The sequence below is a fragment of the Mesorhizobium sp. M1365 genome (genome assembly GCF_040317865.1).
Taxonomy (GTDB): domain Bacteria; phylum Pseudomonadota; class Alphaproteobacteria; order Rhizobiales; family Rhizobiaceae; genus Mesorhizobium.
Genome location: NZ_JAMYLG010000004.1, coordinates 103,318 through 126,088 on the forward strand (window position 1 = coordinate 103,318; position 22,771 = coordinate 126,088).

23 protein-coding genes and 1 pseudogene are annotated in these 22,771 nt (G+C 62.8%); 16 read left to right on the plus strand and 8 right to left on the minus strand.

What is annotated here, in order from left to right:
• Positions 1-55: 55 nt before the first annotated feature.
• A complete protein-coding gene (locus NKH04_RS06615; protein ID WP_353044099.1) occupies positions 56-1,642 on the minus strand; it encodes a hypothetical protein in 1,587 nt (528 codons plus the stop codon).
• A 566-nt stretch (positions 1,643-2,208) separates the two neighbouring features.
• On the opposite strand from NKH04_RS06615, the gene fabI reads away from it, so the two are divergent.
• On the plus strand, positions 2,209-3,030 hold the full coding sequence (gene fabI, locus NKH04_RS06620; protein WP_352449903.1) for an enoyl-ACP reductase FabI: 822 nt from the start codon (positions 2,209-2,211) through the stop codon (positions 3,028-3,030).
• A 31-nt stretch (positions 3,031-3,061) separates the two neighbouring features.
• Positions 3,062-3,649: a histidine phosphatase family protein gene (locus NKH04_RS06625; protein ID WP_353044100.1), complete on the plus strand. Its 588-nt coding sequence runs from the start codon at positions 3,062-3,064 to the stop codon at positions 3,647-3,649.
• Positions 3,650-3,712: 63 nt separating this feature from the next.
• Here the strand turns inward: NKH04_RS06625 and NKH04_RS06630 are convergent, their stop codons facing one another.
• Complete coding sequence (locus tag NKH04_RS06630) at positions 3,713-3,976, minus strand: DUF1344 domain-containing protein (RefSeq protein ID WP_353044101.1); 264 nt, start codon at positions 3,974-3,976, stop codon at positions 3,713-3,715.
• Positions 3,977-4,251: 275 nt separating this feature from the next.
• On the opposite strand from NKH04_RS06630, the gene aroC reads away from it, so the two are divergent.
• Together aroC and ribB are read left to right on the plus strand one after the other, a co-directional pair.
• Positions 4,252-5,352, plus strand: a complete 1,101-nt coding sequence (gene aroC, locus NKH04_RS06635; protein ID WP_353044102.1) for a chorismate synthase — start codon at positions 4,252-4,254, stop codon at positions 5,350-5,352.
• 197 nt (positions 5,353-5,549) lie between these two features.
• A complete protein-coding gene (gene ribB / locus NKH04_RS06640) occupies positions 5,550-6,650 on the plus strand; it encodes a 3,4-dihydroxy-2-butanone-4-phosphate synthase (protein ID WP_352449900.1) in 1,101 nt (366 codons plus the stop codon).
• A 58-nt stretch (positions 6,651-6,708) separates the two neighbouring features.
• Here the strand turns inward: ribB and NKH04_RS06645 are convergent, their stop codons facing one another.
• Positions 6,709-7,932 carry an MFS transporter gene (locus NKH04_RS06645; protein ID WP_353044103.1) on the minus strand — a complete coding sequence of 408 codons (1,224 nt, stop codon included), beginning with the start codon at positions 7,930-7,932 and terminating at the stop codon, positions 6,709-6,711.
• Between the two features lie 118 nt (positions 7,933-8,050).
• On the opposite strand from NKH04_RS06645, the pseudogene NKH04_RS06650 reads away from it, so the two are divergent.
• The 7 genes and pseudogenes from NKH04_RS06650 to NKH04_RS06680 form a co-directional block, all read left to right on the plus strand.
• A pseudogene (locus tag NKH04_RS06650) lies at positions 8,051-8,641 on the plus strand (TetR/AcrR family transcriptional regulator); the annotation flags it as partial.
• 196 nt (positions 8,642-8,837) lie between these two features.
• Positions 8,838-9,764, plus strand: a complete 927-nt coding sequence (locus NKH04_RS06655) for a histone deacetylase family protein (protein WP_023674116.1) — start codon at positions 8,838-8,840, stop codon at positions 9,762-9,764.
• Positions 9,765-9,767: 3 nt separating this feature from the next.
• Positions 9,768-10,019, plus strand: a complete 252-nt coding sequence (locus tag NKH04_RS06660) for an exodeoxyribonuclease VII small subunit (protein ID WP_031211056.1) — start codon at positions 9,768-9,770, stop codon at positions 10,017-10,019.
• Positions 10,020-10,128: 109 nt separating this feature from the next.
• Positions 10,129-10,395 carry a DUF2277 domain-containing protein gene (locus NKH04_RS06665; RefSeq protein ID WP_023716908.1) on the plus strand — a complete coding sequence of 89 codons (267 nt, stop codon included), beginning with the start codon at positions 10,129-10,131 and terminating at the stop codon, positions 10,393-10,395.
• Between the two features lie 9 nt (positions 10,396-10,404).
• A complete protein-coding gene (locus NKH04_RS06670; protein ID WP_352743590.1) occupies positions 10,405-11,325 on the plus strand; it encodes a pirin family protein in 921 nt (306 codons plus the stop codon).
• Between the two features lie 81 nt (positions 11,326-11,406).
• Entirely contained in the window at positions 11,407-13,320 is a 1,914-nt protein-coding gene (gene dxs / locus NKH04_RS06675) for a 1-deoxy-D-xylulose-5-phosphate synthase (protein WP_023674120.1), read from the plus strand.
• 211 nt (positions 13,321-13,531) lie between these two features.
• Positions 13,532-13,825, plus strand: a complete 294-nt coding sequence (locus NKH04_RS06680; RefSeq protein WP_353044104.1) for a hypothetical protein — start codon at positions 13,532-13,534, stop codon at positions 13,823-13,825.
• Positions 13,826-13,852: 27 nt separating this feature from the next.
• Here the strand turns inward: NKH04_RS06680 and NKH04_RS06685 are convergent, their stop codons facing one another.
• Positions 13,853-14,254, minus strand: a complete 402-nt coding sequence (locus tag NKH04_RS06685) for a GFA family protein (RefSeq protein WP_352449893.1) — start codon at positions 14,252-14,254, stop codon at positions 13,853-13,855.
• A 162-nt stretch (positions 14,255-14,416) separates the two neighbouring features.
• On the opposite strand from NKH04_RS06685, the gene NKH04_RS06690 reads away from it, so the two are divergent.
• From NKH04_RS06690 to NKH04_RS06700, 3 genes are all read left to right on the plus strand, one after another.
• On the plus strand, positions 14,417-15,196 hold the full coding sequence (locus NKH04_RS06690; RefSeq protein WP_353044105.1) for a TlyA family RNA methyltransferase: 780 nt from the start codon (positions 14,417-14,419) through the stop codon (positions 15,194-15,196).
• The gene (locus NKH04_RS06695; RefSeq protein ID WP_353044106.1) at positions 15,193-16,434 is read left to right on the plus strand and encodes a class I SAM-dependent RNA methyltransferase; all 1,242 of its coding nucleotides are present in this window, start codon (positions 15,193-15,195) and stop codon (positions 16,432-16,434) included. The genes NKH04_RS06690 and NKH04_RS06695 overlap by 4 nt, the downstream gene beginning before the upstream one ends.
• Positions 16,435-16,509: 75 nt before the next feature.
• Complete coding sequence (locus tag NKH04_RS06700) at positions 16,510-16,881, plus strand: antitoxin Xre/MbcA/ParS toxin-binding domain-containing protein (protein WP_353044107.1); 372 nt, start codon at positions 16,510-16,512, stop codon at positions 16,879-16,881.
• 54 nt (positions 16,882-16,935) lie between these two features.
• Here NKH04_RS06700 and NKH04_RS06705 read toward each other — a convergent pair whose 3' ends face one another.
• The 4 genes from NKH04_RS06705 to NKH04_RS06720 all read right to left on the minus strand — a co-directional run bounded on the left by NKH04_RS06705 (position 16,936) and on the right by NKH04_RS06720 (position 19,803).
• Positions 16,936-17,325: a type II toxin-antitoxin system VapC family toxin gene (locus tag NKH04_RS06705; protein WP_353044108.1), complete on the minus strand. Its 390-nt coding sequence runs from the start codon at positions 17,323-17,325 to the stop codon at positions 16,936-16,938.
• Positions 17,312-17,587, minus strand: a complete 276-nt coding sequence (locus NKH04_RS06710) for an AbrB/MazE/SpoVT family DNA-binding domain-containing protein (protein WP_352449889.1) — start codon at positions 17,585-17,587, stop codon at positions 17,312-17,314. The genes NKH04_RS06705 and NKH04_RS06710 overlap by 14 nt, the downstream gene beginning before the upstream one ends.
• Positions 17,588-17,738: 151 nt before the next feature.
• On the minus strand, positions 17,739-19,151 hold the full coding sequence (tldD, locus tag NKH04_RS06715) for a metalloprotease TldD (protein WP_352501957.1): 1,413 nt from the start codon (positions 19,149-19,151) through the stop codon (positions 17,739-17,741).
• A gap of 127 nt (positions 19,152-19,278) precedes the next feature.
• The gene (locus NKH04_RS06720; protein WP_352449887.1) at positions 19,279-19,803 is read right to left on the minus strand and encodes an invasion associated locus B family protein; all 525 of its coding nucleotides are present in this window, start codon (positions 19,801-19,803) and stop codon (positions 19,279-19,281) included.
• A gap of 371 nt (positions 19,804-20,174) precedes the next feature.
• On the opposite strand from NKH04_RS06720, the gene coxB reads away from it, so the two are divergent.
• Both coxB and ctaD read left to right on the plus strand, forming a co-directional pair.
• Positions 20,175-21,053 carry a cytochrome c oxidase subunit II gene (gene coxB / locus NKH04_RS06725; protein WP_031211057.1) on the plus strand — a complete coding sequence of 293 codons (879 nt, stop codon included), beginning with the start codon at positions 20,175-20,177 and terminating at the stop codon, positions 21,051-21,053.
• A 38-nt stretch (positions 21,054-21,091) separates the two neighbouring features.
• A complete protein-coding gene (ctaD, locus tag NKH04_RS06730; RefSeq protein ID WP_352470655.1) occupies positions 21,092-22,744 on the plus strand; it encodes a cytochrome c oxidase subunit I in 1,653 nt (550 codons plus the stop codon).
• Positions 22,745-22,771 lie beyond the last annotated feature (27 nt).

Below are 22,771 nucleotides of genomic sequence, written 5' to 3' on the forward strand. Positions count from 1 at the left end.
TGATCCGCGCCAACTGGTGGTCGGAGCCTCGACGTAACGCCTGCGGTGCGCAGCGCTAGGGTGCGTACCTTGGCAGCGTTATCCGCGACAACCCGCTCTTGATAACCGAAACTCCGAGTACGCCTGCAATTGGATAATTCTCCTCCGAAAGCAGCTCGAGCGAGAAATCCGGCTCCCAGGCGCGCAGGCGTTCGATAGTTCGAACTGCCTCCACAGTCTGCCCCAAATGCCCGTGGCAGGCAGCCGAGTATCTCAAAGCGGGTAGGTATGTGGGTTGCTGCGCAAGGACACGCTCGCCGTGACGTATCCCCTCCTCGAAGCGCCCGTTCAGAGTTGCCAAGATGCAGCACGTGGTATCGATGCAGTAACGATACAGGGGAGGCCCGCCCAGTGCACGTGCGCGCATCGCATCCTCATAGCCACGCTTCACTTCGCCGAGATAGCCGAGCGTCAAGGCACGCATGTCCCAGCAAATGGCTTGTAGCGGGTTAGCGGCTATCGCTCGATCGGCGAGTTCCAGTGCCTGTGCGTATTCACGAAAGACGAACGAATGGGCATGAGCGGCCAACGCCAGGGTGATAGGATTGAAGGGGGCCACTTCGACGGCGCGACTGGCGCATTCCCGAACCTGATCGTGAAAGGTGCCCGAGCGGCCGACCCGTCTCTCGCCAAAGCGGGTGACAAACACAAACAGCTGCCACGCCAGATACGTGCTACGCGGGTCGAGCTCATATGCTTCGGCGAGCATGCGCTCCGCCGAATCCAGGTCCGCATCGCGCATGCGGAATACCTGTCGCAGCGCTGTCAATGCAAGCCGAGACGCCCGGTGTCGGGGCTCGTCGCGGATGGACTTAGGATCGAGAACGAATTCGAGGATCGAAAACACGATCTGATTGACCAACGACATCAGCTTCAGGCTCGCCGGGCCAGTCAGGTCGGCCGGCTCGAGAAAATCCGTATGCGACCACAAGAGCCGGCTGTCACCGGGCGCAATTAATGCAAATGTCAGGCCCACTCTGTCGCCCACCACCGTTGCCCTGGTTTGCAACAGCCAGTCTGGTAGCGCTGTGTCAGGCGCTTGGGTCAGCGGTCCCTGCGCTTGAAAATCCACGACGTCGACCACTTCGAAATTCAGGATCGATCGAACCACCAGATCCAGGACAAGGTCGCTGACGGCCCTGTTAGCGGAGCCCTCCGTCCACCTGGCATCGCGAACTAGGCCCAAGCATAGCCGCGACGAATTCAGAAGTGAGGCGCTTCGCTGTCCGGACAACTGATCTGCCGCGGCAACAGGAAAGACGTTTGCTGGCACTGTGCGAGGCCGGGGCCATTGGCTTCTTTGCTCACGAAGCCAATCCTCGAACTCTGGATCGCGAATATCGAGGCCCTCAAGCAGATCACGCGTGGCAGAGCCTTCGGGTGGATCGTTCAAATCGATGCCGATCGAAGTGACGTCGAGTCGAACCACATCACGATCGGTCGAGATTAGATCAATGCCGGCGCTGCGGAGCGACTTCCGAACCTCGGACAGCTCCTGCCGCAAGCTTGCTGCACCCTGCTCCTCGCCGCGAGTGCTCCAGAGCTTGCTTTGCAGCCATTTTCGGCTCCGCGTACCGTTGGGTGCCAGGGCGAGCATGGCCAAGAGCGCTTTAGACCGTCTGCCATGCGGCGTGACGTCCGCGCCATCCGCGCTCTCAATCGCGAATGGCCCAATCAATCTAAGGAAAGGACGGCAATCCGAGTACACTAGCGGCCCCTCGCGTCCCCGCACCCTAATATAGCATCCACTAATATAAGTCTATCTGTAATTCTCGGCTTCCGTGAGGTCAAACCTACACGTGGCAAAGGATTCGAGACGGGATTTCTGCTGTGACGGAAGGACTCGGTAGCGACATCAAGCGGTCGTTCGATGTAAGCGGTCCCATTGTCGGCTTGGGGTCATGAGCGTGACTTCGGCCGCTGGCCAACGAACTTCCGCCAAAAGGGTCATCTTCCGCCGTGCCACACGGACACCAGGTGTCGCGTTTGCCCACCGGCCCACGACCGCAAGGTCAAAGCGCTACAGCGTCCTTTGCACGTCCAAAGGACGCGCGGCACTGCTGAGCAACCGCTTTGTCCCGCGAACTGTCCGCTTTGAACGCTTGAAGGGGCACTGTGGCTGTGCGATAGGCACTCCACAACGTAGAGAACCTTGCGGAGAGCGCTGACATGGCGGGTGGACGGGGCCTTATGGCCGGCAAGCGCGGCCTTATCCTTGGCATCGCCAACAATCGCTCGATCGCTTACGGCATCGCCAAGGCCTGTGTCGACCACGGCGCCGAGATCGCGCTGACCTATCAGGGCGAGGCGTTCAAGAAACGCGTCGAGCCGCTTGCGGCGGAACTGGGCGCGCATGTCGCCGGCCATTGCGACGTGACCGACCCGGCCAGCCTCGATGCGGTGTTCGAAAATGTCAGCAAGCACTGGGGTGGCAAGCTCGATTTCCTCGTCCACGCCATCGCCTTTTCCGACAAGGACGAACTGACCGGCCGCTATGTCGAGACGACGCGCGACAATTTCCTGCGCACCATGGATATTTCGGTCTATTCCTTCACCACCATCGCCAAACGTGCCGAGGCGCTGATGACCGACGGCGGCTCGCTGCTCACGCTGACCTATTACGGCGCGGAAAAGGTGATGCCGCACTACAACGTCATGGGTGTCGCCAAGGCGGCACTCGAAGCCAGCGTGCGCTATCTGGCCGTCGACCTCGGCGCCAAGAAGATCCGTGTCAACGCGATCTCCGCCGGCCCGATCAAGACGCTTGCCGCATCCGGCATCGGCGATTTCCGCTATATCCTGAAATGGAACGAATACAATTCGCCGTTGAAGCAGACGGTCACGCAGGAGGAGGTCGGCGATTCCGGCGTCTATTTCCTGTCCGACCTTTCGCGCGGCGTCACCGGCGAGATCCATCATGTCGATTCCGGCTATCATGTCGTCGGCATGAAGGCGGTCGACGCGCCGGATATTTCGACGGTCAAGGACTGACGCCACCGCCTGACCTCTTCCGGAAGACCTGATGTACCCGCTCGTCTATATCGTGCGCCACGGCCAGACGGCGTGGAACGCCGAGGCCCGGCTGCAGGGGCAGGCCGATACCGACCTCAACGAGCTCGGCCGCGAGCAGGCTAGCCGCAACGGGCGCAGGCTGGCCGAACTCATCGACAAGCCCGAAGATTTCGACTTTGTCGCCAGCCCGATGCGGCGCACGCGCGAGACGATGGAGCGCCTGCGCGCGGCGATGAAGCTCGATCCGCACGCCTATCGCACCGAGCCGCTGCTCGTGGAATTGAGCTTTGGCGACTGGCAGGGTTTCACCTTTGCCGAACTCGAGGCGAACAATCCCGGTTCGACCAGGCGCCGCCGCCTCGATAAATGGAATTTCCAGCCGCCCGGCGAGGGCGCCGAAAGCTACCAGATGCTGCTCGAACGGGTGAAGCCGTGGGTCGACGCGCTCGATCGCCAGACGGTCTGCGTGACCCATGGTGGCATCATGCGCGTAATGTTCCGCTTGGTACTTGGGATGTCCGAACAAGATGCGGTCAGCATGGAAGTGCCGCAGGATCGCGTGCTCAGACTGGACGGCCGGCGCCTGGAGTGGCTCTGAGACCGATGACGTAGCGTATGTTGAGATCAGGTCGGGCCGGCATCAGCTGAATATCGACGCGTCCTACTCGGTCGATCCGGTGTCCGGCAGTTCCATATCGGTGACGACGTTCTCGCCATTGGTCACGTCGTAGGCGAGGACGATGTCCATGCCTGGCTTCAGCGCATCGAGGTCGGTTTCGGCGTTCAGCTTGTAGGACTTGCCGTCGTCCAGCGTCAGCGTCAGCGCATCCTTGTCGACCTTCTTGATCAGGCCTTCGGTCTGGCCGGCGAAGGCGGGGGTGGAAATCAACAGCGTGGCGGCAACAGCGCCAATCAGGATACGCATCATCGTCCTCTTTAATCATTGCCGGTACAGCGACTCGGTCCAACGGAACGGAACTGAGCAGAAACCAATCGAATGTGTCAAAACTAAATCCGCGGGATCACAGTTTGACCACTGTGGAAAACGCCAATAGAAGGCAGGCGACAGCGCCGCGCGTCCTCCTGGACGCGCAAGGGACGCTGTAGCACTTTTGATTTTGTGCATGATCCTTTCCGAAAATCGCTCCGATTTTCGGGCTCATGCGCTGAGCCGGCTCCGACGCCGGCAGGGCTGGTTCCATGTCGCACAACACGTTCGGCCATCTTTTCCGCGTCACCACCTGGGGCGAAAGCCACGGGCCGGCGCTGGGCTGCGTCGTCGACGGCTGTCCGCCAGGCATCCGCTTCACTCGCGACGAGATCCAGGCCGAACTCGACAAGCGCCGCCCGGGCCAGTCACGTTTTGTGACGCAACGTCGCGAACCGGATGAGGTGAAGGTCCTGTCCGGCTTCATCCTCGACGAGGACGGTGAGACGATGATCACCACCGGCACGCCGGTGTCGATGCTGATCGACAATGTCGACCAGCGCTCCAAGGATTATGGCGACATCGCCCGTCAGTTCCGGCCGGGCCATGCCGATTACACTTACGAGGTCAAATACGGCCTGCGCGATTACCGCGGCGGCGGCCGCTCCTCGGCGCGTGAGACGGCGGCGCGGGTGGCGGCCGGAGCGCTTGCCCGCAAAGTCGTGCCCGGCATGGCGGTGCGCGGCGCGCTGGTGTCGATGGGCGATAAATCGATCGATCGCGCCAATTGGAACTGGAATTTCGTCGGCGACGCCGAAAACCCGTTCTTCACGCCTGATCCGGCGTCCGTCGCCGTCTTCACCAAATATCTGGACGGTATCCGCAAGGCGGGCTCCTCGGTCGGTGCGGTCATCGAGATCGTCGCCGACGGCGTTCCGGCGGGGCTTGGCGCGCCGATCTATGCCAAGCTCGACCAGGACATCGCCGCCGGCCTGATGTCGATCAACGCCGTCAAGGGCGTCGAGATCGGCAACGGTTTCGAGGCCGCCCGCATCACCGGCGAGGAGAATGCCGATGAGATGCGCATGGGCAATGACGGCAAGCCGGTCTTCCTGTCCAACAATGCCGGCGGCATCCTCGGCGGCATCTCGACCGGCCAGGCGATCGTCGCGCGTTTCGCCGTCAAGCCGACCTCGTCGATCCTGACGCCGCGAAAGTCGATCGACAAGGACGGTAACGACGTCGAGATCATGACCAAGGGCCGGCACGATCCATGCGTCGGCATCCGCGCCGTACCGATCGGCGAGGCGATGGTTGCCTGCGCCATTGCGGATCATTATCTGCGTCATCGGGGACAAACGGGAGGGGGGTAGGGAGTAGGGAGTAGGGAGTAGGGGAGTAGGGGAGTAGGGGAGTAGGGGAGTAGGGGAGTAGGGGAGTAGGGGAGTAGGGGAGTAGGGGAGTAGGGGAGTAGGTTACGCAGCTCCCACGACAGCATTTTTTCCTTTTCCCTACTCCTGTACTGCCCTACTCCCTTACTCCCCTGTTCCCGCGAGCGAAGCGAGCACCCATGCCTTACGACCAGAAGAAGATCGTCGAAGCCCTGCGCGCCTTCGAGCGCGGCGAGATCGTCGTCGTCATGGACGATGACGGCCGCGAGAACGAGGGCGACCTGATCGTCGCCGCCGTCCATTGCACGCCGGAAAAGATGGCGTTCATCGTCCGCAACACCTCAGGCATCGTCTGCACGCCGATGCCGCGCGAGGAAGCAAAGCGGCTCAACCTGTCGCCGATGGTGGCTGACAATGATTCCGCCCACACCACCGCCTTTACCGTCAGCGTCGACTTCAAGCACGGCACCACGACCGGTATTTCGGCCGACGACCGCACGCTGACGGTGCGCAATCTGGCCAACGGCAATGTCGGCGCCTCCGATTTCGTCCGCCCCGGCCACATCTTTCCGCTGATCGCGCGTGAAGGCGGCGTGCTGATGCGTTCGGGCCATACCGAAGCCGCTGTCGACCTCTGCAAGCTCGCCGGCCTGCCGCCGGTCGGCGTCATTTCCGAGCTGGTCAATGATGACGGCACCGTCATGCGTGGCCCGCAGGTGCAGGCCTTCGCCGAAAAGCACGGGTTGAAGCAGATCTCGGTTGCCGACCTTATCGGCTACCGGCAACGCAAGGAAACGCTGGTCGAGCGCGTCGCCTGCTCCGACATCGAGACGCCGGGCGGCAAGGCGCAGGTCTTCACCTACACGCTGCCCTGGGACTCCATGCATCACGTGGCGGTCGTCTTCGGCGATATCCGCGACGGCGTCGAGGTGCCGGTGCGCCTTCATTCCGAGGACGTGGTCAGCGACGTCTTCGGCACCAGCCACAGGCTGGACGCCATCATGAAGGCAATGGGCGAGCGCCAGCGCGGCGTCATCGTCTATCTGCGCGAAGGCTCGGTCGGCGTCGCCCATCAGGAGCGCAAGCGCCCGGCTGCCGGCGACCGCGAGGATCACGAAGAGGCTCGTCGCCGCGAAAACGAATGGCGCGAGATCGGCCTCGGCGCGCAAATCCTCAAGGATCTCGGCATTTCCTCGATCAATCTGATCGCCTCGCGCGAGCGCCATTATGTCGGCCTCGAAGGTTTTGGCATCCACATCGCCAAGACCGAGATTCTTTAGGCCATGCTCACGGTGCTGGTATGCGTCCGGCCCCGGCTCGGGCCGGACGCACCGGAAACTATTCCGCAGCGACCGCGGCTGCGTCGCATGCAGCCATGTCGCAGTCCGGCGCGGCAAGGCTGCGCTGGCCGGCGAGCACGATGACCAGCGCGATTGTGCCCGATGCCACCGATACCCAGAACCCGTTCTGCGCGCCGAAAGCGTCCACCACCCAGCCGGCGGCGAACGAGCCGAGCGCCATGCCGATGCCGATGCCGGTCATCACCCAGGTCACGCCTTCGGTCAGCACCGCCTCGGGCACGCGCCGCTCGATCAGGCCGAATGCTGTGATGAAGGTCGGCGAGATTGCCACGCCGCTGACGAAGACGGCCAGTGCCAGCAGCGGCACGGTGTCGGCGACGAGCAGCGGCAGCGTGGTAAGCGCAATGATGGCGATTGCGATGGCAAGCTGAATCTGCAGCGGCACTTTCAGGTTCAGGGCGCCGATGATGATGCCGACGACGAACGATCCGAGCGCGTAGACGCCGATGACGAAGCTGGCGGCGCCCGGCTGGCCAAGCTCCTTGGTGATCGCCACGGTGCTCACCTCCGTGGTGGCGAAGGTCGCGCCGATGAAGATCAGGGCCAAGGTGATGATCTGGACCGGCCGCAGGCGGATTGCCGAGCCGCCCGAACCGTGTTCCACCGGTCGGGCTCGCGGTTCGGTCGTGCGCTGCAGGATGAAGGCCGTCGAACCGAAGGCGAGGAACAATGTGCTCGCGAGCACTCCTGCTTCCGGGAAAAGCGCGACGCTCAGTCCGACCGACAGCGATGCGCCGGCGATGTACACCAGTTCGTCCGCCGCCGACTCGAAGGCGAACGCCGTGTTCAACTCGGGGCGGTTGCGAAAAATCTCGGTCCAGCGTGCGCGCACCATTGCCGGTATGCTGGGCATGACGGCGGCGAGCAGCGCCGAGACGAATAGCGTCCATATCGGCCAATGCTGATTGGCCGCTGCAATCAGGATCGCAAAAGCGAGCGTGGAAATCATGGTGGTCGGCACCACAATCCGCGTCTGGCCCAGGCGGTCCACGAGTCGCGATACCTGCGGGGCGACGAAAGCGTTGGCCAGCGCATATGTCGCGGAGACGGCACCGGCCAGCCAGTATTCGCCATCGGTCTGCGACAGCATCGCGACGATCCCGATCGGAGCCATGGCCATCGGCAGCCGGGCAACGAAGCCGGCGGCGGCAAAGCCCTTGGCGCCCGGCGCGCGAAAGATCTGGGAATAGGGATTTTGCATGGTCTGGTTCCTCGACAACGGCCGGTTCGGCGATTACATACGTGGCGTATGAGTTTAAATAGATCATACGCGGCGTATGTCAATTGGCATACGAGACGTATGTTAATAGGGCCAGAGCATGCATAGACCACGCAAGGAGATGATTGCCGAAACCCGCGCCAAGCTGATCGGAGCGGCGCGCCAGGCCTTCGGCACGCTCGGCTATGCCGAAGCCTCGATGGATGACTTCACGGCATCGGCCGGGCTGACGCGCGGTGCGCTCTATCATCACTTCGGCGACAAGAAGGGCCTGCTCCAGGCGGTTATCGCCGAGATCGACGCCGAAATGGCAGCCCGGCTGAAGGTCGTTTCGGCCAAGCCGGGCAATCTCTGGCAGGGCTTTGTCGACGAATGCACCGCCTATATCGAGATGGCACTGGAGCCGGAGATCCAGCGTATCGTGCTTCGTGACGGGCCGGCGGTGCTCGGCGATCCATCGCAATGGCCAAGCCAGAGCACATGCATCCGCTCGATGACGGAGAGCCTGCAAAGACTGAGCGACGAGGGGACAATTCTCGCCGTCGATCCCGAAGCCGCGGCAAGGCTGGTCAGCGGCGCCTCGTTGCATGGGGCGCAGTGGATCGCAAATTCGAACGATCCCGAAGCGACGTCGAAGAAGGCAGTGAAGGCGTTCAAGGTTCTTCTGGAAGGGCTGCTCAATCGCACCGGCAAGCTGCCTAAGCCTGATCGATCGTCAGCGAAGCAGCCCCAGATTGACCGATCACCGGCCCGAGGTCATTCTTTTCGCCGATCCCAGGCGGCTCGCGGTGGGCTCAGCCGACGCCGGTTGCCTAAACCCTGTTGAACATCGCCTCACCAGCGCGCGAAAACATGGCCAAAGCGGCGAGGCGCGCCTATATCGGGGCATGGTCACGCGACTTTACACCCACCCGATTTTTCTCGAGCACATAACACCGCCCGGTCATCCGGAGCGACCGGACCGTCTGCGCGCCATAGAGCGTGTGCTTGACGACGAGGCCTTCGCGGCGCTCGATCGCGTCCAGGCGCCCGAAGGCGACGAGGCAACCATCCTCTACGCGCATCCGCCCGAATTCGTCGAACGTGTCCGCGCAGCGATTCCGGACACCGGCATCGCCCGTATCGATGCCGACACCACCGCCAGCCCGAAGAGTTGGCAGGCGGCCGTGACCGCGATCGGCGCAGCCAACGCCGCGGTCGACGACGTCTTCACCGGCCGTGCCGAAAACGTCTTCGTCGCCGCACGGCCGCCCGGCCATCATGCCGAAAAGACCACCTCAATGGGCTTTTGCCTGTTCAACACCGCCGCGATCGCGGCACGCTACGCGCAGAAGAACCATGGCGCCGACCGCGTCGCCGTCGTCGACTGGGATGTGCATCACGGCAACGGCACGCAGGACATTTTCTGGGACGATCCATCGGTGCTCTATTGCTCGACACACCAGATGCCGCTTTACCCGGGAACCGGGGCCGTGAGCGAAACCGGCGCCGGCAACATTGTCAACGCGCCGCTGGCGCCGCAGAGCGGCAGCGATAGTTTCCGCGACGCCTTTCTGTCACGCATCCTGCCGGCGCTCGACAATTTTGCGCCCGACCTCATCATCATCTCCGCCGGTTTCGATGCCCACCACCGCGATCCGCTGGCCGAGATCAACCTGACTGAGGATGATTTCGACTGGGCGACCGGCCAGTTGCTCGAACGAGCCGGGCGCCGTAGCCGCAACCGGCTCGTCAGCGTGCTCGAGGGCGGCTACGATCTGCAGGGATTGGCATTTTCAGTCGCCGCCCATGTCGGGCGGCTGATGAAGGGATAGACGATGGCTGGTGAGACCAACGAGGATGTCAAGGCGATGAGCTTCGAGCAGGCGCTCGAGGCGCTGGAGAGGATCGTCGACGATCTGGAGCGCGGCGACGTTCCGCTCGACCAGTCGATCCGCATCTACGAGCGCGGCGAGGCGCTGAAGGCGCATTGCGACCGGCTGCTGAAGGCGGCCGAGGACAAGGTCGAGAAAATCAGGCTGTCGCGTGACGGCAAGCCGGTGGGGACAGAGCCGTTGGACGCGGATTGAGGCGCGGCGTCGAACGACAATTTTGCTTACCGGCTTTGGACATCATCACGATTGAGGATAAAACTCATCCCGTTTGAAACGGCTCCAGGACGAGAGGAGATTGCGAAGGATGTGCAGAAACATCAAAACCCTGTTCAATTTCGATCCGCCGGCAACCAATGACGAGGTCCGCGATGCCGCACTTCAGTTTGTCCGCAAGCTGAGCGGAACGACGCGGCCGTCGAAACAGAACCAGCATGCGTTCGACCATGCCGTCGAGGCCATCGCCGCCTCGGCGCGCGAATTGCTCGACAGCCTCGAGACGACGCAGCATCCGCGCAATCGCGAAGAGGTGGCGGCCAAGGCGAAGGCCAAATCCGCACTTCGCTTCGCCTGAGGGGACCGCGTGAGCTTCTTTCCCGGAAACGATCCGCAGATGGGCGATGCCTTCGCCAGCGATCAGATCGAGCTGATGGTCATTCCGAATGCCAAGGATATTGGCGGATTTCAGGTTCGCCGCGCCTTGCCGACGGCCAGGCGCCGGCTGGTCGGACCTTTCATCTTCTTCGACCGCATGGGTCCAGCCGTTCTGCGAGCGGGCCAGGCGCTCGACGTGCGTCCGCACCCACATATCGGCCTGTCTACGGTGACTTACCTGTTCGACGGCAAGATCAGGCACCGCGATTCGCTCGGCACCGAGATGGTAATTCAGCCCGGCGATGTGAATTTGATGACCGCCGGCCGTGGCATCGTCCATTCGGAGCGGACGCCGGAAGAACTGCGCGGCGCGCCGATGTCGGTTTCCGGGCTGCAGACATGGCTGGCGCTGCCGGACGGCAAGGAGGAGGTCGCGCCGGTCTTCGAGAACACCGCAGCCCTGCGCCTGCCCGAAGTCGAGGCCGAGGGGGTCAGCGGCCGTGTGATCATCGGTGCGTTTTCCGGACTGCGCTCCCCGGTCGCCACCGCTTCGGACACGCTTTATGCCGATCTCAGGCTGGCGCCGGGTGCCGGCGTGAAAATCCCGGCCGATGCCGAGGAGCGCGCCATCTATACGCTGGAAGGCGAGGTTTCGATATCCGGTGACCGCTTCCCGGCCGAGCGGCTGCTGGTCTTCCGGCCCGGCGACGAAATCGTTGTCTCATCGGAACGCGGCGCCCATTTCATGCTGTTTGGCGGCGCCTCGCTCGGTTCGAAACGCTATATCTGGTGGAATTTCGTATCGTCCTCAAAGGAACGCATCGAGCAGGCGAAAGAAGAATGGAAGACAGGCCGCTTCGATATCGTTCCTGGAGACGAGCAAGAGTTCATCCCGCTGCCCGAAAGCTGATGCGCGTTACCGCCACATTTACATTCGCCGGCCAGCGGCATATTTCACGATGAACAGAAAATCTGACCAGGCTCGCAAACAGTGAACGCAAAGCCCGATACGCCGCTTCTCGACAAGGTCCGCGTCCCAGCCGATTTGCGCACGCTTGCCGAAGGCGACCTGCCGCAACTGGCGTCAGAGCTTCGCGCCGAACTGATCGACGTCGTTTCCCACACCGGCGGCCATCTCGGCGCCGGCCTTGGCGTGGTCGAGTTGACCGTCGCGCTGCACTACGTCTTCAACACGCCGGACGACCGGCTGATCTGGGACGTCGGCCACCAGGCCTATCCGCACAAGATCCTGACCGGCCGCCGCGACCGCATCCGCACGCTGCGCCAGGAGGGCGGCCTGTCCGGCTTCACCCGTCGCGTCGAGAGCGAATACGATCCGTTCGGCGCAGCCCACTCCTCGACCTCGATTTCAGCCGGCCTCGGCATGGCGATGGCGCGCGATCTGTCCGATGGCCGCAACAATGTCATTGCCGTCATCGGCGACGGCGCCATGTCGGCCGGCATGGCCTATGAGGCGATGAACAATGCCGGCGCACTCGATGCCCGGCTGATCGTCATCTTGAACGACAACGATATGTCGATCGCTCCGCCGACCGGCGCAATGAGCGCCTATCTGGCCCGTCTGGCGTCGGGCAAGACCTATCTGGGCTTGCGCGATTTCGGCAAGAAGCTGACGTCGTATCTCGGCGAGCGCGCCGATCGCGCCATCAAGCGAGCGGTCGAGCATGCGCGCGGTTACGTCACCGGCGGCACGTTGTTCGAGGAAATGGGGTTCTACCACATCGGCCCGATCGACGGTCACAACCTCGAGCACCTGATCCCGGTGCTGAAGAACGTCCGCGACAATGCCGACGGCCCGGTGCTGATCCACGTCGTGACCCAGAAGGGCAAGGGCTACGCCCCGGCCGAGGCAGCGGCCGACAAATATCATGGCGTCAACAAATTCGACGTCATCACCGGCGCCCAGGCCAAGGCGCCCGCCAATGCGCCGAGCTACACCAAGGTGTTTGCCGAAAGCCTGATCCAGGAGGCCCGAGAGGACGACCGCATCGTCGCCATCACCGCCGCCATGCCGAACGGCACCGGGCTTGACCTGTTCGGCGAGGCGTTTCCGGCGAGGACCTTCGATGTCGGCATTGCCGAGCAGCATGCAGTGACCTTCGCCGCCGGCCTTGCCACGGAAGGCTTCAAGCCTTTCGCTGCGATCTACTCGACCTTTCTGCAGCGCGCCTACGACCAGGTCGTCCACGACGTGGCGATCCAGAAATTGCCGGTGCGCTTTCCGATCGATCGCGCCGGCTTCGTCGGCGCCGATGGTGCCACCCATTGCGGCGCCTTCGACACGACCTTCCTGGCGACGCTGCCCGGTTTCGTCGTCATGGCCGCGGCCGATGAGGCCGAGCTGCGCCACATGGTACGCACCGCTGCAAGCTACGATGACGGCCCGATCGCCTTCCGCTACCCGCGCGGCAACGGCGTTGGTGTCGAGATGCCGCAACGCGGCTCGGTATTGGAGATCGGCAAGGGCCGGATCGTCAGGGAAGGCACCAAGGTTGCGCTGCTTTCCTTCGGCACCAGGCTGCAGGATTGCCTGGCCGCGGCCGAGGAGCTTGGCGCGGCCGGGCTTTCGACCACGGTCGCCGATGCCCGTTTTGCCAAGCCGCTCGACGAGGACCTGATCCGGCGGCTGGCCCGTTCACACGAGATACTGGTGACGGTGGAAGAGGGCGCGGTCGGCGGCTTCGCCAGCCATGTGCTGCAGTTCCTGGCCCATGAAGGGCTGCTGGAGAGCGGCTTGAAGGTGCGCCCGCTGGTGCTGCCCGATACATTTGTCGACCATGCCAAGCCAGAAAAGATGTATGCCGATGCCGGGCTGGACAGCGCCGGTATCGTGCGCACAGTGTTCGTGGCGTTGGGACATACCGCGCAGGCCCAGCGCGCCTAGTTTTTAGACGCATTTCCGGCGACGCCGAAGCGATTCAACTTGGCTGCAAGATGCCAGTCTGAATCAAAATCTCAACTGCTTGAATCAAATTGCCGGCGAACAGTCGTAAGATGCTGTTTACGCTGCCGTTTGGTGATTTGCTTACCGTGTCCTTTGGCCGTTTTTCAACGCCGCCCTGCTAGAAGGCAACCAGGCAGCGGAAAGAAGACCAATGAGATCGCTTTTGGGCGGCATCGCGCTTGCGGCCATCTTCGTCGTGTCGGCCGGGGCCGAAACGCGCTACGATCGCAAACTCGAAAAGGCGGTGATGGGCATCGTCGCGGGCAAGATCGGCGAGATCCGCGGCGGCTTCTCCTACAGGCAGGCGCCGCAATTCGTCATCGTGCCCGATACCTTGCCGAAGGCGTCAATTTCCGTTGACCGGCCGCGCCCGCAGGTGTTCGGCGACAGCAGCGACGGTCTGGTGCCGGCCGTCGAACGGCGGGTTTCGCGGACCATATTCTAAAGCATGATCCCGAAGAGACTCTAGAGACTAGAACCACATGTCCCGCACACAGCGACCATCTCTCGGCAAATCCTCGAATGCATCGAGACCATCGAAATGGTCGATCGGGAGATCGGCGACGGCCTCGGGCGGCGCAAGCCTCACATTGACGGCGATGCGGTAGCGCCCAGCCGCATCGGGATGCAAACCGCGCCAGGCCAGGACGCATGCGCAGGTTGGGCAGAAGAGAATCTCAAGCGAAGGATGAGCCTTTCCGACGCGCCGATAGGCGCTTACGGGCCCGGCAAGGCGGATGCGTTCGTCGACATGGTCATAAGCCCAGAGCGTGCCGTAGCGACGGCAAAGTGTGCAATTGCAGGCAGTGATCGAACCGGGATCGCCCTCCAGGGTCCAGTGGGCTGCGCCGCAGTGGCAGGTTCCCGTCAGCATGTTCCTCCTCCACGTTTCGACGGCTAAACGGCATCTCTTTCTTAGCATTGCGTCGGGTCTCGTGCGAGGCTCGACAAACAGCGCAGCGGCTTGATGCGCTCACCCGCCTTGTCTGATCGCCAAATTCCTTGCCATCATCGTTGGCTTTCGCCATGAAGGCCGATGACTTCCCTTCCGCCAGCCAGCATACGCCAGCGGCTCGACGAATTACTCGTCCAGCGCGGTCTGTTTGCCAGCCGCTCGCGTGCCCGCGACGCGGTCGAGCGCGGCACCGTGACGGTCGATGGCATCGTCGCCCTCAAGCCGGGCCAGGCCGTTCTGCCTGAGTGCAACATTGTCGTTGACGATCCGGCGCAGGGTTACGTGTCGCGCGCCGCACTGAAGCTGAAGGCTGCTCTCGACCATTTCGCCCTCGACCCCACCGGCAGCGAAGCGCTCGATGTCGGCGCCTCGACCGGCGGCTTCACGCAGGTGCTGCTCGAACGCGGCGCGGCGCATGTCACGGCGATCGATGTCGGGCACGGCCAGATGCACTCCGACATCGCCGGCGATCCGCGCGTGACGGTCATTGAAGGCCTGAATGCGCGCGAACTATCGGCCGCCGATCTCGGCGGCCGTGTGCCGGATTTCATCGTCTCGGATGTCAGCTTCATATCGCTGAAACTGGCGCTGCCGCCGGCGCTTGCCTTGGCCAGGAACGGCGCAAAAGCTGTGTTTCTGGTCAAGCCGCAATTCGAGGCCGGCCGCGAGGCGATCGGCAAGGGCGGCCTGCTTAAGGACCCCTATGATGCGGCGCGCATTGCCGGCCTGATGCAGGACTGGCTCGATGCCATTCCCGGCTGGCGCTCGCTGGGGCTTCATCTGTCACCGATAGAGGGCGGCGACGGCAACCGCGAGTTCCTGCTCGGCGGCATCAAGGACGTCGAGACCCAGAAGCGATGAGCACCCGTTTCACGATCGCAAGGTTGGGCTCGCAGGGCGACGGCATCGCCGAGACGGAAACCGGCGAGGTTTTCATTCCGTTCGCGCTGCCGGGAGAGGTCGTCACCGCCGCGCGGGAGAAAGATCGCGCCACCTTGATGTCGGTCGTTGAGGCTTCGCGGTTGCGGGTCGATCCGCCGTGCCGGCATTTCGGCGCATGCGGCGGCTGCGCCGTCCAGCATCTCGAGACTGAAGCCTATCACCGGTGGAAGCGCGAAAAGGTCGTGCTTGCGCTGAAGAGCAAGGGCATCGCTTGCGATGTCGGGGCGCTGGTGCCGTGCGCGCCGCACACGCGCCGCCGCGTCGTCTTCACCGCCCGGCGGAGCGAGGCGGGAATGCAGTTCGGCTTCGTTCGCGCGCTGTCATCCGAGATCATCTCGATCGAGGAATGCCCGATCTCGGCGCCGCAGATCGTCGCTGCGCTCGACCGTTTGAGGATGCTTGCCGGACTGATCTGCACCACGACCAAATCGTTCCACATGGCGGTGACGGTGACCGGTTCCGGCCTCGATGTCGCGGTTCACGATTCCGGCAAGCTCGGCGAGAACCAGCGCCGCGTCGCTTCCAACTTCGTCATCGCCGAGGGGCTAGCCAGGCTGTCGGTCGACGGCGAGGTCATTATCGAACCAAACAAACCGGTCGTCCTGTTTGGTGGCGTCGCCGTCGCAGTGCCTCCGGGCGCTTTCCTGCAGGCGACCGAGGCTGCCGAACAGGCGATGGCCAACATTGTCGGCCAGCATTTCGCGCGCGCCAAAAAGGTCGCCGATCTCTTCGCCGGCTGCGGCAGCTTCGCGCTGCGCCTGGCCGCAAGATCGGAGGTTCACGCGGCGGAAGGCGATGCGGCGGCACTCGCGGCGCTCGACCGGGCATTCCGTTTCGCCAGCGGCCTGAAGCGGGTGACCGGCGAACGTCGCGACCTGTTCCGGAGGCCGCTCACATTCAAGGAGTTGAATGCCTTTGACGGCGTTGTCTTCGACCCGCCTCGCGCCGGCGCCGAGGACCAGTCGAAGCAGATCGCGCGCTCCGACGTGCCGCTCGTCGCCGCGGTGTCTTGCAATCCGGTAACGCTGGCGCGGGACCTACGCATCCTCATGGACGGCGGCTATACCCTGAAGAGCGTGACGCCGATCGACCAGTTCCTGTGGTCGCCGCATGTCGAGGCCGTGGCGCTGTTGGAGAAGCCGAGACGAAGGCGCTAGCAGCCAGGGCCTGAAACGCGCACCAAAAAAGCACATTTTTAGCGCACGTCGTTCAGACTGTGCTAGGGAATTGCCATGAGCACCGCAGCCTTCGAAATTTCGGCATCGTGCTTCGGCGAGCAGCGGGCGCCGTTTCTCTCGCCAAGGCGGGTCGCTGAACTGCTAAGGGTCAATATGACAGAACTGGCGGGGCTGACCGGTCTCGCGCGCAACACGCTTGCCGCCAAGTCCGGTGCGCGCAAGGTCGACGCCGCATTGAGTCCCATCGTCCGTATCCTGGCGATGGCCGGCGAGATGGCCGGTGATGAACATCGTGCGGCGATCTGGTTCAAGCATCAGCCGATCCCCGGTTGGGCCGGAAAGACCGCCTACGATCTGGTTCGCGAAGGCAAGACGGACAAGGTGCTTGCCTATCTGGAGGCAGTCCGCTCCGGCATCTATGCCTGAAACCAGGCTGACCCTGTGGCGCGCTTTTGTGCCGCGCTGGGCCGCTGTGAGCTGCTATGCTTCTTGCACGCGTTCGTATCCGGCCGCCTTCGCGGCCCTGACGAACTTGCGGTCAAAAGTCGCGAAGCCAGCGCAGTGAGCGGACTTGCCCAGATGCAGCGCATCAGCGAAATCCAACCCCTGTTCCGAGAGGTCGAGCGCGGACGACACGACCGCCCCGTCTTCCACCTCTACCGTGGGAAGCCCGCTAAACGCCCGTAGCGTACGGGCGATTTCAAGCGGCGCAAAACCGTAGGCGCTGCGCAACACCCATTCGACTTCCAGCATCACCGTGACGGCGATAAAGACCGGCTGGCTATCGATCAGCGCCCGGGCGCGGGAAGACTGCGACGGGTGATCGCCCGTCAGGTAGCGGACGATCAGGTTGGTATCAATTGCGAGCATGGCGCCGCCGCGCTTCGGCGAGCACGCCCGCGTCCATTTCCTCCAACGTCTTCGGCCTGCCACTATAGCGCAGCGATCCAAACACGTCTTCTGGCCGTGTCTCGGCGAAGACTGGCGCAGGCTTCAGTAGCACGCCCTCCGGGGTGTCCTCGACCAGAAGGCGTGTGCCGGCATGCCATTCCCTCCGTTTCCGGATCGCGCTGGGCAGGATGACCTGTCCCTTGGTCGAGACCGTAGTTACGAGCTTCTTTGCGGCAGCCATCTCGGCACGTCCTTAGGTGTAAGACGAATGTAAGATAGTCGAAGCTCTCCGCAAATTCAAGGCGCAAGCTACTCCTACTTAAAGCGATGACAAGGCAGTGGGCGGCGGGGATTGGTTGTTCCGGAGCGGCGATAATTCGGCGTCAACTCCATCAAACCCTGGTGCCGCCGACTGTCATCTGGTTCATCCTGAGATGCGGCTGGCCGACGCCGACCGGCACGCCCTGTCCGGCCTTGCCACACATGCCGATGCCGGTGTCGAGCTTCATGTCGTTGCCGATCATCGCCACACGATGCATGGCATCCGGCCCGTTGCCGATCAGCATGGCGCCCTTGATCGGTTGCGTCACCTTGCCGTTCTCGATCATGTAGGCTTCGGTGCAGCCGAACACGAACTTGCCCGAAGTGATGTCGACCTGGCCGCCGCCGAACGACACGGCATAGATGCCGTTCTTGACCGAGGCGATGATCTCGTCCGGCTCCATGTCGCCTGCTGTCATGTAGGTGTTGGTCATGCGCGGCATAGGCTCGTGCGCGTAACCTTGGCGTCGCCCGTTGCCGGTGGCTTTCATGCCCATCAGCCGGGCGTTCTGGCGGTCCTGCATGTAGCCGACCAGCTTGCCATCGTCGATCAGCACGTTATGGGCCGATGGCGTGCCCTCATCGTCGACGGTAAGCGAGCCACGCCGCTCGGGCAGGGTGCCGTCATCAACGACGGTGACGCCTTTCGCCGCCACCTGCTGGCCAAGCAGGCCGGCGAAGGCCGACGTCTTCTTGCGGTTGAAATCGCCTTCCAGCCCGTGGCCGACGGCCTCGTGCAACATGACGCCCGGCCAGCCGCTCGACAGCACGATGTCGAAAGTGCCGGCAGGTGCTGGAACCGCTTCGAGATTGACCAGCGCTTGCCGCAATGCCTCCTTGGCCGCGTGCCGCCAGCTGTCCTCGATCAGGAATTCACCAAAATCCTTGCGGCCTCCCATGCCGTAGGAGCCGCTCTCCTGGCGGTCGCCGTCGCCGACCACCACCGACACGTTGATCCTGACCAGCGGACGGATGTCGCGCACCATCTGGCCGTCGGCGCGCATGATCTCGACATGCTGCCAGGAGGCGGCGAGCGACGCCGTCACCTGCCTGACGCGCGGATCCTCGGCCCGCAGCCATGCATCGATTTCCTGAAGCAGCTTGGCCTTGGCCTCGAAGGAAGGCGAGGGGATAGGGTTTCCGTCGCCGTAGAGGTGGCGGTTGGTGCGGGCAGGCGCTGCGGCAAGCGTGCCGGAATAGCCGCTCTTCACCGTCGAAACGGCATCGGCGGCGCGCAGCAGCGAGGCTTCGGAGAGATCGCTGGAATGGGCGTAGCCGCTGGCTTCGCCGGCGACGGCGCGCAGGCCGAAACCCTGGTCGGTGTTGAAATTCGCGGTCTTCAGCTTGCCATTGTCGAACATCAGCGATTCGCTTTCGCTATATTCGAGAAACAGTTCGCCGTCGTCGGCGCCGTTAATAGTCTCGGCAACGATTTGCTTGATGCGATCGTCGGAAATGTCAAATTGGCCGATCAGGCTGTTCATGGCAGGTCCATTCGCAGGAGGATTGTTTCCCACGATGTAGGCGCGAAGGCCCGCACAGACAATCTGAAATGAGATTTGCCGTGACCTCGGCCGGTCAACATCACTGGATCGTGCTACAAGACCAGTCTCAAGGCAGGGCGGCGAAGCCGTCGGCGAAACCCTTGAGGTCGACGGGAATGCCGATGCCCTCTTCCGGCGTCTGGAAGACGATGAAGGTGGCGGACGTACCGGTCTTCAGCGTGTCGAGCAGCGGCTTTTCCAGGATGACCTCGGCATAGCAGCCGTCCTGGAAACAGCGCACGAAATAGGCGCGGCCGATATCCTTGCCGTCGACATTGAGGCCGAGGCCGTTGGGCAACAGCACGCCGAGAGGCGCCAGCACACGCAGGATTTCGGCCTTGTTGTCGGCTGTGCGCAGCACGACGACGGAAAGCCCCATTTCCGGGCGGTCCTCGGCGACGACGTTCTGCATCATCACGCATTGTTCGGACGTAGCACCGGCGGGCGTATCGCAGATGATCGACCACGCCCCATGCGTTGACTTCACCGTGCCGCTTGGCTGCGCGGCATTGGCCAGGCCGGCGCCGGACAAGCCTATTGCGGCGGCAACAAAGATGACCTTCGCCAAGGTTCTCGAAAGCCAAGGGTTCATGACGGCTCCATTGCGAATCACGGCACTTTAAGCCGCACTAAACCCAAGTAAAGGACGAGACCCCGGCGATCTGCCCCGACACAGGCGACAATGCGCTTTTCAGTGCCAATTTCGCCCTAATTGCGACGGCTCCGCACGCCGCGCGGCTCATTCTACCCGGATGCCGCTATGGTGATTCGCGGCGAGCCGTCACCGCACGAAGCCAGCGCCGCGCTTGCGCGCAAAAATGCCGCACGGGTTCCGGCGCTCCTTTCTTGCGGAGGCAAATAGAGTATGGTTTGAACCAGCCTTGAATTGTCCGGGATTCCCGTCCCGGCATTGTTCGACATTCTTGCGGTCCGATCGCGAGGAACTGGGAGATGACGAGGGCGATGAGAAAATTCCTGGCAACCGCCAAAATCGTAGCTAGTGCCGCCGCCACGTTGTTTGCCGCTGCATCCGCTCATGCAGCCCAGCCCCAACCTTGGGAAACCAGTTTTCAGCCTCCGGCGACCGACATTATGCGGCAGATCGAGTGGTTCGGGAACTACTCGTTCGCGTTCATCATTGTGATCACCGCCTTGGTGCTTTTCCTGATTGCCTACTGCATTTTGCGGTTCCGGGCGAGCGTCAACCCGACGCCGTCGCGCACCAGCCACAACACGCTGATCGAGGTCATCTGGACTGTCGGTCCCGTCGTCATCCTGCTCTGTCTCGCCATTCCTTCGTTCCAACTGCTGACCGCGCAATACACGCCGCCGGAAGAAGCCAAGCTGACCGTCAAGGCGACCGGCAATCAGTGGAACTGGGACTACGAATACCAGGTCGACAACACGCTTTCCTTTAATTCCGCGATCCTTCAGGATGCCGACAGGGCTGCTGCCGGCAAGGAAGATCGCGCCGCGTATCCGCGCCTGCTCGCCGTCGACAATGAGATGGTGGTGCCGGTCAGCACCATGACCCGCGTGCTGGTGACGGCGACCGACGTCATTCACGCCTTTGCCATGCCGTCCTTCGGCATCAAGACCGACGCGGTGCCGGGCCGCATCAACGAGGTCTGGTTCAAGGCCGACAAGGAAGGCCTCTATTACGGCCAGTGCTCGGAACTCTGCGGCAAGGACCACGCCTTCATGCCGATCGCCATTCGCGTCGTCTCCGATGCACAATACAAGACGTGGCTGGCGGCAGCCAAAACCGACCTTCCCGGCGCCAACAAGGCGCTGATGGCCGAGGTCGATGGCACGAACAAGGTAGCGGCCGCCGGCAATTGATGCCGCGACCAGAAAAGATTCAGGGAACGGAGCCGACCATGGCGCACGCTGCAGCTCACGACGACCACGACCACAAGCCGTATCATGGCTGGGTCCGGTGGGTGTATTCGACCAACCACAAGGACATCGGTACGCTTTATCTGATCTTCGCGATCATGGCGGGCTGCATCGGTGGCGCCTTGTCGGTCGTCATGCGCATGGAATTGCAGGAGCCGGGCATCCAGATATTCACTGGCCTGGCGCAGATGGTCTACGGCATGAATGGCGACGCCGCCATCGACGGGGGCAAGAGCATGTACAATGCTTTCACCACCGCGCATGCGCTGATCATGATCTTCTTCATGGTGATGCCGGCGCTGATCGGCGGCTTTGCCAACTGGATGGTGCCGATCATGATCGGCGCGCCGGATATGGCCTTCCCGCGCATGAACAACGTCTCGTTCTGGCTGCTGCCGCCGGCTTTCATCCTGCTGATTTTCTCGGCCTTCGTCCCGAGTGCGCCCGGCGCCTACGGCGTCGGCGGCGGCTGGACGCTTTATCCGCCATTGTCGACATCGGGCCAGCCCGGACCGGCCATGGACCTGGCGATCCTGTCAATCCACATCGCCGGCGCCTCCTCGATTCTTGGCGCCATCAACTTCATCACCACCATCTTCAACATGCGCGCGCCCGGCATGACCATGCACAAGATGCCGCTTTTCGCCTGGTCTGTGCTGATTACCGCCTTCCTGCTGCTTCTGTCGCTTCCGGTGCTGGCCGGCGGCATCACCATGCTGTTGACCGACCGCAATTTCGGCACCACCTTCTTCGCCCCGGACGGTGGCGGCGATCCGATCCTGTTCCAGCACCTGTTCTGGTTCTTCGGCCATCCGGAGGTCTACATTCTGATCCTGCCGGGTTTCGGTATCATCAGCCATATCATCTCGACCTTTTCGAGGAAGCCGGTGTTCGGCTATCTCGGCATGGCCTATGCGATGGTAGCCATCGGCGCGGTGGGCTTCATCGTCTGGGCCCACCACATGTACACGACGGGCCTATCGCTCGACACCCAGCGCTATTTCGTCTTCGCCACCATGGTCATCGCGGTGCCGACGGGTGTGAAGATCTTCTCGTGGATCGCCACTATGTGGGGCGGGTCGATTTCGCTCAAGACCCCGATGCTGTGGGCGATCGGCTTCATCTTCCTGTTCACTGTTGGCGGCGTCACCGGCGTGCAGCTGGCCAATGCCGGCCTCGACCGCCCGCTGCACGACACCTATTTCGTGGTCGCGCACTTCCACTACGTGCTGTCGCTGGGCGCGGTCTTCGCGATCTTCGCCGGCTGGTACTACTGGTTCCCGAAAATGACCGGCTACATGTATTCGCCGGTGATCGCGAACACCCACTTCTGGGTCACTTTTGTCGGCGTCAACCTGGTCTTTTTCCCGCAGCACTTCCTCGGCCTTTCCGGTATGCCGCGTCGCTATATCGACTATCCGGATGCCTTCGCCGGCTGGAACATGGTGTCGTCCTACGGCTCGTACATCTCGGCTATCGGCGTCGTCATCTTCCTGTTCGGCGTCTTCGAGGCGTTCCAGAAGAAGCGGGTCGCCGGCGCCAATCCTTGGGGCGAGGGTGCGACCACGCTGGAATGGCAACTGCCTTCGCCGCCGCCGTTCCACCAGTGGGAACAGTTGCCGAAGATCAAGTAGGCGGTTGCCTCCTTTAATACGGAGCCG

Bases quoted from the DNA above. Each gene is read 5' to 3' on its own strand.
- fabI (WP_352449903.1), top strand. From the start codon at position 2,209: ATGGCGGGTGGACGGGGCCTTATGGCCGGCAAGCGCGGCCTTATCCTT.
- NKH04_RS06625 (WP_353044100.1), top strand. From the start codon at position 3,062: ATGTACCCGCTCGTCTATATCGTGCGCCACGGCCAGACGGCGTGGAAC.
- NKH04_RS06630 (WP_353044101.1), bottom strand. From the start codon at position 3,976: ATGCGTATCCTGATTGGCGCTGTTGCCGCCACGCTGTTGATTTCCACC.
- aroC (WP_353044102.1), top strand. From the start codon at position 4,252: ATGTCGCACAACACGTTCGGCCATCTTTTCCGCGTCACCACCTGGGGC.
- ribB (WP_352449900.1), top strand. From the start codon at position 5,550: ATGCCTTACGACCAGAAGAAGATCGTCGAAGCCCTGCGCGCCTTCGAG.
- NKH04_RS06645 (WP_353044103.1), bottom strand. From the start codon at position 7,932: ATGCAAAATCCCTATTCCCAGATCTTTCGCGCGCCGGGCGCCAAGGGC.
- NKH04_RS06655 (WP_023674116.1), top strand. From the start codon at position 8,838: ATGGTCACGCGACTTTACACCCACCCGATTTTTCTCGAGCACATAACA.
- NKH04_RS06660 (WP_031211056.1), top strand. From the start codon at position 9,768: ATGGCTGGTGAGACCAACGAGGATGTCAAGGCGATGAGCTTCGAGCAG.
- NKH04_RS06665 (WP_023716908.1), top strand. From the start codon at position 10,129: ATGTGCAGAAACATCAAAACCCTGTTCAATTTCGATCCGCCGGCAACC.
- NKH04_RS06680 (WP_353044104.1), top strand. From the start codon at position 13,532: ATGAGATCGCTTTTGGGCGGCATCGCGCTTGCGGCCATCTTCGTCGTG.
- NKH04_RS06685 (WP_352449893.1), bottom strand. From the start codon at position 14,254: ATGCTGACGGGAACCTGCCACTGCGGCGCAGCCCACTGGACCCTGGAG.
- NKH04_RS06690 (WP_353044105.1), top strand. From the start codon at position 14,417: ATGACTTCCCTTCCGCCAGCCAGCATACGCCAGCGGCTCGACGAATTA.
- NKH04_RS06695 (WP_353044106.1), top strand. From the start codon at position 15,193: ATGAGCACCCGTTTCACGATCGCAAGGTTGGGCTCGCAGGGCGACGGC.
- NKH04_RS06700 (WP_353044107.1), top strand. From the start codon at position 16,510: ATGAGCACCGCAGCCTTCGAAATTTCGGCATCGTGCTTCGGCGAGCAG.
- NKH04_RS06705 (WP_353044108.1), bottom strand. From the start codon at position 17,325: ATGCTCGCAATTGATACCAACCTGATCGTCCGCTACCTGACGGGCGAT.
- NKH04_RS06710 (WP_352449889.1), bottom strand. From the start codon at position 17,587: ATGGCTGCCGCAAAGAAGCTCGTAACTACGGTCTCGACCAAGGGACAG.
- tldD (WP_352501957.1), bottom strand. From the start codon at position 19,151: ATGAACAGCCTGATCGGCCAATTTGACATTTCCGACGATCGCATCAAG.
- NKH04_RS06720 (WP_352449887.1), bottom strand. From the start codon at position 19,803: ATGAACCCTTGGCTTTCGAGAACCTTGGCGAAGGTCATCTTTGTTGCC.
- coxB (WP_031211057.1), top strand. From the start codon at position 20,175: ATGAGAAAATTCCTGGCAACCGCCAAAATCGTAGCTAGTGCCGCCGCC.
- ctaD (WP_352470655.1), top strand. From the start codon at position 21,092: ATGGCGCACGCTGCAGCTCACGACGACCACGACCACAAGCCGTATCAT.